We start from the raw sequence: 12,824 nt of genomic DNA on the forward strand, positions 1-12,824 counted from the left end.
GGCTCGGGCGTCGGCTGGGACGGTCGGTCAGGCACTTCGCGGTGCGCGCATCACGTGGACGGCGAGTCGGGCGCCGTGCGCCGCGCGGTGCGCGCACCGCACGGACGGTGAGTCGTGCCGCCCGTGGGGCGTTCACCGCGTGGACGCCGAGTCGGGCGCTTCGCGGTGCGCGCGACGCGTGGACGACGAGTCATGCGGCCCGTGAAGCGTGCACCGCGTAGATGGTGAATCGGGTTGGTTCGCGGTGCGCGCGCCGTGTGGACCGCGCGTTGGGCGGTTCGCGGGTGCGTGCGCCGACGGACGGTGGATCGGGTGGCCCGTGGAGGGCTCACCCCGTGACTGGCCGGTGGGGCCGGCCGGTCGGGCGGTGTGCGCGAGGTCTCCCGGGGGCGGGACGCGACGCGGGCCGGACGTCATGCGGGACCGGGGGCGTGGAGGCGCCGCAGCCGGGCCAGGCCACGGGAGATATGAGACTTGACGGTGCCCTCAGGGACGTCCAGGACGGCGGCGATGTCGCCGATGGGCAGGTCGGCGACGTGGCGGAGCACCACGGCGGCACGCTGCGCGGGCGGCAGCGCGGCCAGGAGCGCGGCGAGTTCGCGTCCGGTCTCGTGGTTCTCCACGGCGGCGGGGACGTCGGCGCGCGGGTCGGGCGGCTGCGGCACGGTGTCGTCCAGCGGGGTGGTGGCGGGTCGGCGGGACGCGCCGCGCAGGTCGTTGCGCCACTGGTTGGTCAGGATGGTCAGCAGCCAGGGCCGGGCGCGCAGCTCGGCGCGGCGTGCCCGATCGTAGCGGCCCAGCGCCCGGTAGGCGCGCAGGAACGTCTCGGCGGCCAGGTCCTCGGCGTCGGCGGGCCGTCCGGTGAGCCGCAGCGCGGTGCTGTAGACGGCGTCGCGGTGCCCGTCGTACAGGCCGGCGAACACCGCGTCGACGCAGGGGGCGGGGTCGGGTGGGGTCACGTCGGTACCAACACCGGGGGCGCCACGGGGGTTGCGGGTCAGGTGAGCCAGCCGGGACGGACGAGGCCGCTCTCGTAGGCCAGGACGACGAGCTGCGCCCGGTCACGGGCACCGACCTTGGCCAAGATCCGGCTGACGTGCGTCTTGGCGGTCGCGGGCGACAGCACGAGCCGCGCGGCGATCTCCTCGTTGGACAGCCCGGCGGCGACCAGGTGCAGCACCTCGCGTTCGCGTCCGGTGAGGGCGTCCAGGAGGGTCGCGGGCGGCGGCGCGGCGGCGTGCGCGGCGAACTCGGCGATGAGACGGCGGGTGACGCTGGGCGCCAGCAGCGCGTCACCGCGCGCCACGACCCGCACGCCGTGGATGAGCTCGGCGGGTTCGGTGTCCTTGACCAGGAACCCGGACGCACCGGCCTTCAGCGCACCGTAGATGTGCTCGTCCAGGTCGAAGGTGGTGAGGATGACGACCTTGACGGCGGCCAGGCGCGGGTCGGCGGTGATGCGGCGAGTGGCCTCCAGGCCGTCCACGACGGGCATGCGGACGTCCATCAGGACGACGTCGGGCAGCAGCCCGGCGGCGTGCCGGACGGCCTGGTCGCCGTCGGCGGCCTCGGCGACGATCGCGATGTCGTCCTCGCCTTGGAGGATGGAACGGAACCCGGCGCGCACGAGCGTCTGGTCGTCGGCGAGCGCGACGCGGATCACGGGGCGGGTCACGGGCGTCCCTCCGGGCGGAGTCCGGCGCACGGCGGGCCGGGCGTTCCCGGGTGGTTCGCGGGGGAATGCTGGCACGCCCTCAACCTACGCCGCCGCGCCGGGGCGACGCGCCCACCCCTGTCTTCCGGCAGTGCCGGACCGCCCGCGACCCCTCCTACGGTGGGGGCATGACTCTCGCGTCCGCGTGGTGGCGGCGTCCCGGCGTCGCCGACACCGCCCTGGGGGTGCTGCTGACCGTCCCGGTGCTGCTCGGGCTGCCCCGGCACGGGACGGCGTGGGCGGCGCCGCTGGCCGGGGCCGTGCTGCTGGGCGCGTCGATGACGGTGGCGCGGCGGGCCCCGGCGGTGCCGCTGGGCGTCGCGGTCGCGTCGACGGCGGTGTCGGGCAACTTCGTGTTCGCCGTCCCGGTCCTGGCGCTGCTGGCCGGACGCCGCGACGCGGGCCCGCGCCCCGTCGCGGCCGTGTTCGCGGTGCTGCTGGCCGGGGGAGCGGCCTGGCACCTGCTGGCCGGGACGGGCGTCACCGTCTGGTTCCCGCTGACGTTCCACCTGGTGCTGTGGGGTGTGGCGCCGTGGCTGGCGGGCCGGTACTGGCGGCAGCGCCGCCAGCTCCTGCACGCCGGATGGGAACGCGCCGAGCACCTGGAACGGCACCAGCGCACCGCCGCCGACCGCGAACGGCTCCGCGAACGCGCCCGCATCGCCCGCGAGTTGCACGACTCCCTCGGCCACGACCTGGCCCTGCTCGCCCTGCGCGCCGGAGCCCTGCAACTCGCCCCCGACCTGCCCGCCCGCCACCGCGCCGCCGCCGCCGACCTGCGCGCGGGCGCCGCCCTGGCCACCGACCGCCTCGCCGAAATCCTCGGCGTCCTCCACGACGACACCCCTGACACGCCCGACGCCGCTTCGGTCACGGCGGCTTCGGGTGCGGGGGTCCGGCGCGCGGGGCGAGGTGGGCTGCGCGCGGGCGTCGCCGAGCTGGTCGCCCGCGCCGCCGCGTCCGGCCTGCGCGTCCGCCTGGACGACGCCCTGGACCCCGTGGACGACCCCGTCCCACGTGACGGGGACGCGCCGCCGCGGGTGTCGCCGATGGTGGAGCTGGCGGTGTGCCGGGTCGTGCGGGAGGCGTTGACGAACGCGGCCAAGCACGCCCCGGGCGCGGCCGTGACCGTCCGGCTGGCCGCGCCGCGTCCCGGGCGGCTGACCGTCACCGTCGCCAACACCCGCCCCCCGGGCGGCGCCCCGGTCGCGGCGGGGACGGGCCTGGGCCTGACGGGCCTGACCGAACGGGTCCGCGTCGCGGGCGGCACGCTGCGCGCCGCGTCCACCGCCGACGGCGGCTTCACCGTCCACGCCGCCCTGCCCGCCGGTGACCGTCCCGCCCCCGTCCCGCCGCCGCTCGCCGCGGGCAGTGAGTCGGCGCGGCGGCTGGCCGCCGAACGCGACCGGGTCCGCCGCCGGCTGCGCACGGCCGTCGCCGTGCCCGCGCTGCTGCTGGCGGGCCTGGGCGCGATCACCGGCGGCTACTACGTCGTCGTCAGCGTGAACTCGGTCCTGCCGTCCGCCGCGTTCGCCGCGCTGCCCCTGGGCGCGACCCGCGCCGAACTGGCCTCCGTCCTGCCGCCCCTGCAACTGCCCGCCTCCGACGTGGGCCGCCGCCCCGCGCCGCGCCCGCCCGGCACCCGCTGCGCCCACTACCGCTCGGACGCCAACCCGTTCGGCCTCGGCGACGTGCACCGGCTGTGCTTCACCGGCGACCGCCTCACCGCCAAGCACGCCCTGCCCCCGCACGGCCCGCCCCGCGCCGTCCCCTCCGGAAAGGACACCCCGTGATCCGGGTCCTGCTCGCCGACGACGAGACGATGATCCGCGCCGGCGTCCGCGCCATCCTGGCCGGCGACCCCGGCATCGAGATCACCGCCGAGGCCGCCGACGGCGCCGAAGCGGTCCGCCTCGCCCACGCCCACCGCATCGACGTCGCGCTCCTGGACATCCGCATGCCCGTCATGGACGGCCTGACCGCCGCCGCCGAACTGCGCCGCACCGTGCCCCGCACCCGCGTGCTGATCCTCACCACGTTCGGCGAGGACGACAACATCACCCGCGCCCTCACCGGCGGCGCCGACGGATTCCTCCTCAAGTCCGGCGACCCGCGCGAACTCCTCACCGGCGTCCACGCCGTCGCCGACGGCGCCGCCTACCTGTCCCCGCGCGTCGCCCACCGCGTCCTGACCACGCTGGGAACCCTGCGCTCGGGCGCCGGGGCCCGCGACCGCATCGCCGCCCTGACCCCCCGCGAACGCGACGTCCTGGCCCTGCTGGGCGCCGGACTGTCCAACGCCGAGATCGCCCGCCGCCTCCACCTCGTCGAAGGCACCGTCAAGTCCTACGTGAGCACCATCCTGACCCGCCTGGACGTCCGCAACCGCGTCCAGGCCGCCGTCCTCGCCCACGACGCCGGCCTGGTCACCCGCCCCTGACCCGCCCGGCTCCCGAGATGACCAGGTAGCTCCTCGGAGACCGACGCGCCCGATGCTAGGCGGCAGGACGGCCCGCACGCCCACGCCGCCCACGCTCGCACTGCCCACGACCGCACCACCCACCACCGCGCGGTGCCGACCGCATCCGACCGCGCGGCTCACGACCGCATCCGACCGCGCCCCCAGAACGTCAGGCGGCCCACGACCGCGCCGGGCCGACCGCGCCCGCGCGAACCGCTTCCGGCCGCCCGCGCCCCACTCGCGCGATCCTCCCCAGAACGCCGGGCCGCCCACCGCGCGCCATCGGCGGCCCGGCCTCCACGCCGCGCCACGCCAGCGCACCCAGCCCTACCGTGGGGGTCGCGGGCGGTCCGGTCCTGCCGGAAGACAGGGGTGGGGGCGTCGCCCCGGCGCGGCGGCGGAAGTTTAGGGCGTGCCAGCATTCCGCCGTCGGCGCGTTCACGGACATCACCCGGCGTCGGCGCGCGCTCGCCCCGCCGGATACGTGCGCGCGGCTCGGTCAGGAGCCGGGGCGGCGGTGGCGGCCGACGACCGGAAGGATGTCGGGGCGCGTGGCGTTGGGGTCGGCGCCCGGCACCGCGTCGCTCGTACCGGGGACCGCCTGCGCCGCGCCCAGCAGCCACGCCCCCACCGGCAGCTCCCGCACCCGCAGCACCAGCGGCGCCACCAGCTTGACCAGCACCAACGCCAGCACCGACGCGACCACGACGCCCACCACGAACCCCGCCGCCACGTCATGCGGATAGTGCACGCCCACGAACACCCGCGAGAACGCCATGAGCGCCGCCGCCGGCAGCACCAGCGGCGCCATCGCCCGCCACGCCACCACGATCGCCGCCGCCGACGCCGCCGCGATCGTCGCGTGGTTGCTCGGGAACGACCAGTCGCCCGGCGCCGGGCACGCCGCGATGTTCATCGCCCCCGCCACCGCCCGGCACGGCCGCTCCTCCCGCAGGAACGACTTGGACACCTCACTGACCAGATACGCCCCGATGACCGCGCACGGCGCCAGCAGCGCCAGCGCCATCGCCCGCTCCTCGTCGCGCCGCGCCCGCCACCAGCCCGCCACGAACAACGCCGCGAACAGCAGCAGCCCCGCGTCGGTACCGATCTCGGCCAGCGTGTGCACGAACGACGGCAAGCCGTGCGCGAACTCCGTCACGGCCCGGTACCACTCGGCGCTGAACTCAGGCGCTTGCATGCTCTCCCTCACTACGACGGCCCACCCGTGACCACCACGCCACCCGCCGGACCATCGACGTTCACCCTACGCTCACGAATCCGTAGAGAATGTCATGCCGGGAACGCCCGATCCCGCCCATCCACCGGTGCGCCGCCGGATTCCTCCCACTCCCACCCCAACCGCCCCGAAGGCACCCCGGCGCCGACCCACGACAGTCCAGGCACCATCCGTCGCCCCCCGAACACAGCGGCTCCGCCTCCCGAGACGAGACATCCGCGTCCAGCCCGAACGCCCCGGGAAGGCACCGGTGACGACGCCGTCGCCCAGAGCGGGACGCCACCGCGTCCTCGCGGCCTGCCACCGGAGACACCCCGACCGCCCCAGACGCCCCGACCACCGCCCGCCGACCGGCACTGACCGCCGAAAGCTGTGCGCCGAGCTGGACGCCGCCATGGCGCGGCACGTCGGCCGCCTGCTCCGACGAGTGGCGCGACACGCTTCCCGCGCCCGGGCGGATGCTCCCGTGATGCCCGTTTACGGTGATCTTGTCCATGCTCGATAATGCACATTATGTTAAGTAGAAGATTCGGGTCGGTCACGAGGGGCCTACGTTCACGCGCGCCCGGTTGATCATCGGCCGGGCGGACACCTCCCCCTACCCGGTGAAGCGGCACGGAGAGGTAAGCCCGCGCCCGGGTGGACGCTCCGCTCGCAGCCCCCTCCTGGTACCAGGCCGCCGAAGCGCCGCTCCGTTGCACTCGAATGCCCGCTTTGGTGGCGCAAGGCTTATTGGTCGCGATCCTGCTGAGGTGTCGTGTGGCTTCGACGACGCCGTGGGCTCCGTACTCAACGGTGCCGTAGCAGGTGGTCGAGCGTTCCCGTCTCGCGTGGTCGGAACGAGTGGGCTGCCGCCGAGGGCGCGGCGCAGGAACTGGTGTCGGCAGAACCGCAGGCGGCGAAACGGCCGGAGCCCGTGCGCGGTCCGGTCGCTGGATCGTGGAGACGCCGATACTCCCGGGCAAGCCTGGGCGCCCCTGGTAGAGCTTCGAGGATGGAGGACATCTCCCCCGCGCGGTCGGCTGTGGTTCTTTCGCCGGTCAGTCTCCTCGTACCGGTAGAGGGTCATCGTGGAGACGCCGATCTCCTGGGCGACGCGGCGCCGACCGGCTGTTGGCCGTCGTCGTTCGTGCGCACGGTGGCCGAGATCGGTACCGACGTTGGGCTGCGGCTGTTCGCGGCGGGCCGTCGGATCGGGCGGCGGCCGCCAGTCGGCCCGGCCGGGTCGAGGGTGCGGTATTTGGTGCCGCTCCCCCAGCTTGAACCGGTCGAACGCGGGGTCGGCTCCGGTGGACGCGGCCTTCGAGATCTGCGTCCGGGCCGAACGTCTGAGGAAGGCGACGGTGGCGCCCGCCCGGGACTCCGCCGCGCTGACGACCCGGATCGCGGTTAGGCGTTTTCGGGTTGAGTGGGGGGTTCGGGGTGTTGTGAGAGGGTGCGGGCATGGGTGTTGGGGTGGTGCCTCGGCTGGGTGTTCGGGGGGCGGCGCGGCCGCGGGGGCTCGTGGTGGTGCTGCACGGAGGACGGGAGCACGGCCGGGAGCGGGCGACGGCGCGGCAGCCGGCGGCGTTGCGGATGGTGCCGTTCGCGTGGTCGCTCGCGGCGGCCGGACGCCCACGGGAGCTGGCGGTGTGGACGCTGGGCTACCGGTACCGGGGATGGAACGGCGACGACGCGTCGCCGGTCCCCGACGCGCTGTGGGCGCTGCGCGTCGCGGACGAGCGGCACCCCGCCGTCCCGATCGTGCTGGTCGGGCACTCGATGGGCGCGCGGACGGCACTGCGGGTCGCGGGCGACCCCCGCGTCGCCGGGGTGGCGGCGCTGGCCCCGTGGGTGCCGCGCGGCGAGCCCGTCGACCACCTGGCGGGACGCCGGGTGCTGATCGCGCACGGCGACGCCGACCGGACGACTCCCCCGGCGGCGTCGCGGGCGTACGCGGAGCGGGCACGGGCGGCGGGCGCGCTGGTGACGTTCGAGAGCGTCCCGGGTGAGGGGCACGCGATGGTGCGGCGGGCCGGGTGGTGGCATCGGCGGACGACGGCGTTCGTCCTGGACACGCTGGCGCGGGCCGCCGCCGGGGCGCCGGGTGACGGGCCGGAGCGGGAGGTGCCGGGTGCCGGGGCCCCGTGAGCCGGGCTACCGGGAGTTCCTGCGGGCCCGGCGCGCGGGCGGCGGTGACCGGCGGCCGGGCACGCTGAACGGGCTGCGCGCCGAGCACGCCGCCGACCTGGCAAGGTCGCCGCGCATGCCGCTGCACCGGGTGCGGGACCTGACGGTCGACGGCGCGGCGGGCCCGCTGCCCGCGCGGCTGTACGTGCCGGTGCCGGGTGAGGTGCCGGGGCTGCTGGTGTACTTCCACGGCGGCGGCTGGGTGCTGGGCGACGTGGACGCCTACGACCCGGTGGTGCGGGCGCTGGCGGCGGCGTCGGGCGTCGCGGTGGTGTCGGTGGGTTACCGGCGTCCGCCGCGGTTCCCGTTCCCGGCGGCGACCGACGACGCCGTGGCGGCGCTGGCGTCGGTGCGGGCGCTGGCGGCCGACGGGGGCCTGCCGGTGCGTGAGAGCGCGCGGATCGGCGTGGCGGGCGACAGCGCGGGCGGGCAGATCGCCGCGGTGGCCGCGTGGCGGCACGCGCGGGCCGGGACGCCCCCCGCCGTGCAGGTGCTGGTGTATCCGGCGGTGGACCTGCGGGAGGTGCCGCCGTCACCGCCCGACCCCGACGGGCTGCCAAGTTCGGGCGGCGACATCGGGCGTGCGCTCGCCGTCTACCTGGGCGACGCGGACGCGCGCCGCCCCGAGGTGTCCCCGCTGCTGGTCCCCGACCCGGAGACGCTGCCACCCACGATCATGGCCGTCGCCGAACACGACCGCCTCGCCGCGCAGGGCGCCGCGTACGCCGCGCGGCTGCGCGCGGCGGGCGTACCGGTGCGGTTCCTGCCCGGCGACGGCCTGGACCACGGCTACCTGGGCTGGAGCGCGTTCGCCGCTCCCCCGGCCGCCGAACTGGCGTCACTGGGCGCCGAGATCCGCGCGGCGTTCACCGACCCGACTCCGCACCCGTAACGGCCGCCCATGCGCCGCTGACCCCGATGTGAGCGCAGTTCACGCCGTCAGGTCCGCCGCGAGCGACCAGGCCGCCCCGTGCCGCGCAGGTCAGAGCGGGCCGCCGTCGCCTCCGTCCCCGTCGGTGGGGCTGCTGGACGGCGACGGCGACGGCGTGGGAGTCGGTGACGTCTGCGTGGGCGTCGGTGACGGCTGAGGCGTCGGCGGCGCCGTGGGCGGGGTGGACAGGGTCGGCTCGGGAGGCGGCGGGGGCGGCGGCGTGACCTGCGGCTGGCACGCGAACAGCACCGCCAGCAGCGCCGCCAGCACCAGCAGCACGCCGATGAGCAGCACGATCGCCGACACCAGGCCGCGTTCGGGACGCCGCACCGGCTCGGGCGGCACGTACGGAAGCGGCCGGGGCGCCAGGGCGGGCTGCGCCGACCCGGCCCAGTGCGGCGTGAACCCCGGACCGCGCCGCGCACCTCCGGCGGGCGCGTCCTGGAGCGGGACGGGACGCAGGAAGCGTTCAGCGCCGTCGTCGCCGTTCCACCGGTCGGGGTCGTAGGCCGTCGCCACCCACGGCGCGGGGCCCTCGGGCTGCGCGGCGACGACGGGCGCGCCCGCGGCACCGCCCCCGCCGGGCAGGCCCGCGACGATCGCCGCGCGGAACCGGTCCCGCGCGGCCGGGTCGCCCGCCGCGCCCCGGTTCAGGACGGCCACCGACACCCGCCGCCCGCCGTCGTCGACGCCGAGGAACACGATCCCGGCCGACGACTCGGTGAGCCGCGCGGTCAGGCGGTACGGTCCGAGCTGGTCCGGATCCCCCGGTGGCAGCGGCCTCGACATGGCCGCCACACTAACAACCGGCGGGTGGGCGGGGGGCTGGCCGTGCCCGTCTGCGGGTAGGAGTTGATCGCGTAGGGTCGCGCATGAGGGGAAATGCCCGGCCGCACACCGCCGAACCGCCACGACCGCGCGGCCCGCGCCCTGCGGGCCCGCGCACGGGAAGGACTCCGACGATGACCGTCGCCGCCCACGACGTCGACCAGGCCGCCGCGCTGCTGCAGAGCACCGTCGCGGAGGTCAAGAAGGTCATCGTCGGGCAGGACCACATGATCGAACGGCTCGTCGTGGCGTTGCTGGCGCGCGGCCACTGCCTCATCGAGGGTGTGCCGGGCGTCGCCAAGACGCTCGCGGTGGGGACGCTGGCGCGGGTCGTCGGGGGGTCGTTCGCCCGGTTGCAGTTCACGCCCGACCTGGTGCCGTCCGACATCGTCGGCACCCGCATCTACCACCCGTCCACCGAGCAGTTCGACGTCGAGCTGGGGCCGGTGTTCGTGAACTTCGTCCTCGCCGACGAGATCAACCGGGCGCCGGCCAAGGTGCAGTCGGCGCTGCTGGAGGTCATGGCCGAGCGGCAGGTGTCGCTGGGCGGCACGACGTATCCGCTGCCGCGCCCGTTCATCGTGCTCGCGACGCAGAACCCGATCGAGTCCGAGGGCGTGTACCCGCTGCCCGAGGCGCAACGCGACCGGTTCCTCATGAAGATCGACGTGCGGTATCCCGGGGCGCACGACGAGCTGCACATCCTGCGGCGCATGTCGGTCGACCCGCCCGAGGCCGGGCAGGTCCTCGACGCCGAACGGCTCACCACGCTCCAGCGCGCCGCCGCCGAGGTGTCGGTCCACGAACTGGTCGCCGACTACATCGTGCGGCTGGTCATGGCGACCCGCGAACCCGCCCAGTACCGCATCGGCGACCTGGCGCAGGTCATCGAGATCGGCGCCAGCCCCCGCGCCACCCTCGGCCTGGCGGCCGCCGCGCGGGCCCTGGCGCTGCTGGCGGGCCGCGACTACGTCCTCCCCGACGACGTCCGCGCCGTCGCCCGCGACGTCATGGCGCACCGCCTGGTCCTGACGTTCGACGCGCTCGCCGACGGCGTCGACACCGGCGACGTCGTCGCGCAGATCCTGGCGGCCGTGCCGCCGCCGCGCGTGGTGTGGAACCACGGGGCGGGGGTCGTCCCGGCATGACCGACCGCCCCGCGCCCGGCTCCCCCACCGGACCCGACGCCGACGCGGCCCGCACCGGGACGCCGCCCGCCGACGCCCCGGCAGCCGGGCCGGACGGCGGTGCGAGCGGTGGTCCGGGCAAGGGATCAGGCGAAGGACCCTCGGGCGGCGATCCGGCGCAGCACCCGAAGGCCGGTACGACACCGGGTTCGGGCACCGGCGAAGACGACGCCGAACGCGGCGCCGACGCCACCCCGTGGTGGATGCCGTCCGCCCAGCCCACACCCACCCCGACGCCCCCACCGGACGCCGCACCCGCCCACCGGCCCGGCACCCCGCCCACCGGCCCCGCACCCGCACCCGCACCCGCACCCGCGAGCGGAAAGCACCCCGGCACGCCCCGCTTCACCGCACCCGAACCACCCCGCGACCGCGCCCCCACCCCCGCCCGCGACGACGTCCTCACACCCCCCGCGAGCCTGCGGCGCCTGCACCTGGCCGTCACCCGCCGCCTGGACGGCCTCCTCAACGGCGAACACCTGGGCCTGCTGCCCGGCCCCGGCACCGAACTCGCCGAAGCGCGCCTCTACCAGCCCGGCGAAGACGACGTCCGCCACATGGACTGGGCCGTCACCGCCCGCACCACCAACCCCCACGTCCGCGACCTCATCGCCGACCACGAACTGGAGACCTGGGCGCTGGTCGACCTCACCCCCAGCATGGACTTCGGCACCGCCGACCGCACCAAACGCGACCTGGCCGCCGCCGCGCTCGCCGCCGTCGGCTTCCTCACCGTCCGCCTCGGCGACCGCGTCGGCGCCTACCTCCAGCACCCCGCCGGGCTCCGCCGCCGCCCCGCCCGCACCGGACGCCCCGCCCTGCACACCCTCCTGCACGACGTCCTCACCGCCCCCACCGACCCGCCCCCCGGACGCGGCCCCGGACACGCCGCCGCCGGCCTGGCAGCCGCCCTCACCGCCCTGGACCGCGGCCAGAAACGCCGCGGCCTGCGCGTCGTCATCTCCGACTTCCTGCCCGGCCCCCACGACGACCCCGCCGCCCCCACCTGGGAACGGCCCCTGCGCCGCCTGGCCGCACGCCACCAGGTCCTCGCCGTCGAGATCATCGACCCGCGCGAACTCGACCTGCCCGACATCGGCGTCATCGACATGACCGACCCCGAAACCGGACGCGTCCACGAGATCGTCCTGTCCCGCCGCGTCCGCGAACGCTACGCCACCGCCGCCGCCCAGCAACGCGCCCACATCCGCGCCGCGCTGCGCCGCGCCGGCGCCCACCACCTCACCCTGCGCACCGACCGCGACTGGGTCGCCGACATCGCCCGCTTCGCCCTACGCCAACGCCGCGCCGCGGGCCGCTCCATCGCCGCACCGGGGGTACGCGCATGACCTTCCTGTCACCCGAACGCCTCTGGCTGCTGGCACTGCTCCCCCTGCTCGCTGGCGCCTACGTCGCGTTGCAGTTCCGCCGCCGCGCCTACGCCGTCCGGTTCACCAACCTGAGCCTGCTCAGCCAGGTCGCGCCGCGCCACCCCGGCTGGCGCCGCCACGTGGCCGCCGCGCTGTTCCTGCTCATGATCCTGCTGATGATGGTGGGGTTCGCGCGGCCCGCCGCGCCCGTGAAGATCCCCCGCGACCGGGCGACGATCATGGTGGCGGTGGACGTGTCCCTGTCGATGATGGCCCGCGACGTCGCGCCCAGCCGCCTGGACGCCGCCAAGAACGCCGCCAAGGACTTCATCGGGGACCTGCCCGCCCGCTTCAACGTCGGTGTCGTCGCGTTCGCCGGGAACGCCAACCTCATCGCCGCGCCCACCGCCGACCGGCAGAACGCCATCGCGTCCCTGGACGGCCTCACCCTGGCCAAGCGCACCGCGATCGGCGAGGCCGTCTTCACCTCCCTCCAGGCGATCACGACGTTCGACGCGCAGGCCAGCACCGACCCGCCGCCCGCCCACATCGTGCTGTTGTCCGACGGCGACAACACCACCGGACGGTCGGTCGCCGAAGCCGTCGACGCCGCCCGCGGCGCCCAGGTGCCCGTCTCCACCATCGCGTTCGGCACCCCGTTCGGGACCGTGGACATCGAGGGCGAGACCACCAGCGTGTCGGTCAACAAGGAGACCCTGCGCGCCCTGGCCGAGGGCACCGACGGCCGCGCCTACGAGGCCGCCGACGCCGGCCAGCTCGGCCAGGTGTACGCCAACATCGGCACCTCGCTGGGCTTCACCACCGAGCACCGCGACATCAGCGCCCGGTTCACCGGCATCGCGCTGCTGTTCGCGCTGGCCGCCGCCGGGACGTCGCTGGCGTTCTTCTCCCGCCTGCCCTGAC

At 76.1% G+C, this 12,824-nt stretch carries 11 protein-coding genes; 7 read left to right on the forward strand and 4 right to left on the reverse strand.

All coding sequences use genetic code 11. The features are described from left to right. Nucleotides 1–413: 413 nt before the first annotated feature. Nucleotides 414–959: an RNA polymerase sigma factor gene (locus C229_RS0117395; protein ID WP_018656364.1), complete on the reverse strand. Its 546-nt coding sequence runs from the start codon at nucleotides 957–959 to the stop codon at nucleotides 414–416. 38 nt (nucleotides 960–997) lie between these two features. Then, nucleotides 998–1,663 carry a response regulator transcription factor gene (locus C229_RS0117400; RefSeq protein ID WP_026313890.1) on the reverse strand — a complete coding sequence of 222 codons (666 nt, stop codon included), beginning with the start codon at nucleotides 1,661–1,663 and terminating at the stop codon, nucleotides 998–1,000. A gap of 179 nt (nucleotides 1,664–1,842) precedes the next feature. Here C229_RS0117400 and C229_RS30995 point away from each other — a divergent pair, with 179 nt between their 5' ends. Next, nucleotides 1,843–3,507 carry a sensor histidine kinase gene (locus C229_RS30995; RefSeq protein ID WP_018656366.1) on the forward strand — a complete coding sequence of 555 codons (1,665 nt, stop codon included), beginning with the start codon at nucleotides 1,843–1,845 and terminating at the stop codon, nucleotides 3,505–3,507. Further along, nucleotides 3,504–4,154, forward strand: a complete 651-nt coding sequence (locus tag C229_RS0117410; protein WP_018656367.1) for a response regulator — start codon at nucleotides 3,504–3,506, stop codon at nucleotides 4,152–4,154. Before C229_RS30995 ends, C229_RS0117410 begins: the two co-directional genes overlap by 4 nt. Before the next feature lie 520 nt (nucleotides 4,155–4,674). On the opposite strand, the gene C229_RS0117415 is transcribed toward C229_RS0117410, so the two are convergent. After that, nucleotides 4,675–5,376: a phosphatase PAP2 family protein gene (locus C229_RS0117415; protein WP_018656368.1), complete on the reverse strand. Its 702-nt coding sequence runs from the start codon at nucleotides 5,374–5,376 to the stop codon at nucleotides 4,675–4,677. Between the two features lie 1,482 nt (nucleotides 5,377–6,858). Between C229_RS0117415 and C229_RS31000 the strand changes: the two genes are divergently transcribed. Then, nucleotides 6,859–7,545: an alpha/beta hydrolase gene (locus C229_RS31000; RefSeq protein ID WP_051109005.1), complete on the forward strand. Its 687-nt coding sequence runs from the start codon at nucleotides 6,859–6,861 to the stop codon at nucleotides 7,543–7,545. Further along, a complete protein-coding gene (locus C229_RS0117425) occupies nucleotides 7,529–8,476 on the forward strand; it encodes an alpha/beta hydrolase (RefSeq protein ID WP_018656370.1) in 948 nt (315 codons plus the stop codon). Before C229_RS31000 ends, C229_RS0117425 begins: the two co-directional genes overlap by 17 nt. Nucleotides 8,477–8,566: 90 nt before the next feature. Here C229_RS0117425 and C229_RS0117430 read toward each other — a convergent pair whose 3' ends face one another. Continuing rightward, nucleotides 8,567–9,304, reverse strand: a complete 738-nt coding sequence (locus C229_RS0117430) for a hypothetical protein (RefSeq protein WP_018656371.1) — start codon at nucleotides 9,302–9,304, stop codon at nucleotides 8,567–8,569. A 173-nt stretch (nucleotides 9,305–9,477) separates the two neighbouring features. Between C229_RS0117430 and C229_RS0117435 the strand changes: the two genes are divergently transcribed. The 3 genes from C229_RS0117435 to C229_RS0117445 all read left to right on the forward strand — a co-directional run bounded on the left by C229_RS0117435 (nucleotide 9,478) and on the right by C229_RS0117445 (nucleotide 12,823). Then, nucleotides 9,478–10,491 carry an AAA family ATPase gene (locus C229_RS0117435; RefSeq protein ID WP_018656372.1) on the forward strand — a complete coding sequence of 338 codons (1,014 nt, stop codon included), beginning with the start codon at nucleotides 9,478–9,480 and terminating at the stop codon, nucleotides 10,489–10,491. 458 nt (nucleotides 10,492–10,949) lie between these two features. Beyond that, nucleotides 10,950–11,879, forward strand: a complete 930-nt coding sequence (locus C229_RS31005; protein ID WP_051109015.1) for a DUF58 domain-containing protein — start codon at nucleotides 10,950–10,952, stop codon at nucleotides 11,877–11,879. After that, nucleotides 11,876–12,823, forward strand: coding sequence for a VWA domain-containing protein (locus C229_RS0117445; RefSeq protein WP_018656374.1), 948 nt, complete (start codon nucleotides 11,876–11,878; stop codon nucleotides 12,821–12,823). Before C229_RS31005 ends, C229_RS0117445 begins: the two co-directional genes overlap by 4 nt. Nucleotide 12,824 lies beyond the last annotated feature (1 nt).

It is taken from the genome of Actinomadura flavalba DSM 45200 (assembly GCF_000374305.1).
Taxonomy (GTDB): Bacteria; Actinomycetota; Actinomycetes; order Streptosporangiales; family Streptosporangiaceae; genus Spirillospora; species Spirillospora flavalba.

Coding starts and splice junctions, on each gene's coding strand:
- C229_RS30995 (WP_018656366.1), top strand. CDS start 1,843: ATGACTCTCGCGTCCGCGTGGTGGCGGCGTCCCGGCGTCGCCGACACC.
- C229_RS0117415 (WP_018656368.1), bottom strand. CDS start 5,376: ATGCAAGCGCCTGAGTTCAGCGCCGAGTGGTACCGGGCCGTGACGGAG.
- C229_RS31000 (WP_051109005.1), top strand. CDS start 6,859: ATGGGTGTTGGGGTGGTGCCTCGGCTGGGTGTTCGGGGGGCGGCGCGG.
- C229_RS0117430 (WP_018656371.1), bottom strand. CDS start 9,304: ATGTCGAGGCCGCTGCCACCGGGGGATCCGGACCAGCTCGGACCGTAC.
- C229_RS0117435 (WP_018656372.1), top strand. CDS start 9,478: ATGACCGTCGCCGCCCACGACGTCGACCAGGCCGCCGCGCTGCTGCAG.
- C229_RS0117445 (WP_018656374.1), top strand. CDS start 11,876: ATGACCTTCCTGTCACCCGAACGCCTCTGGCTGCTGGCACTGCTCCCC.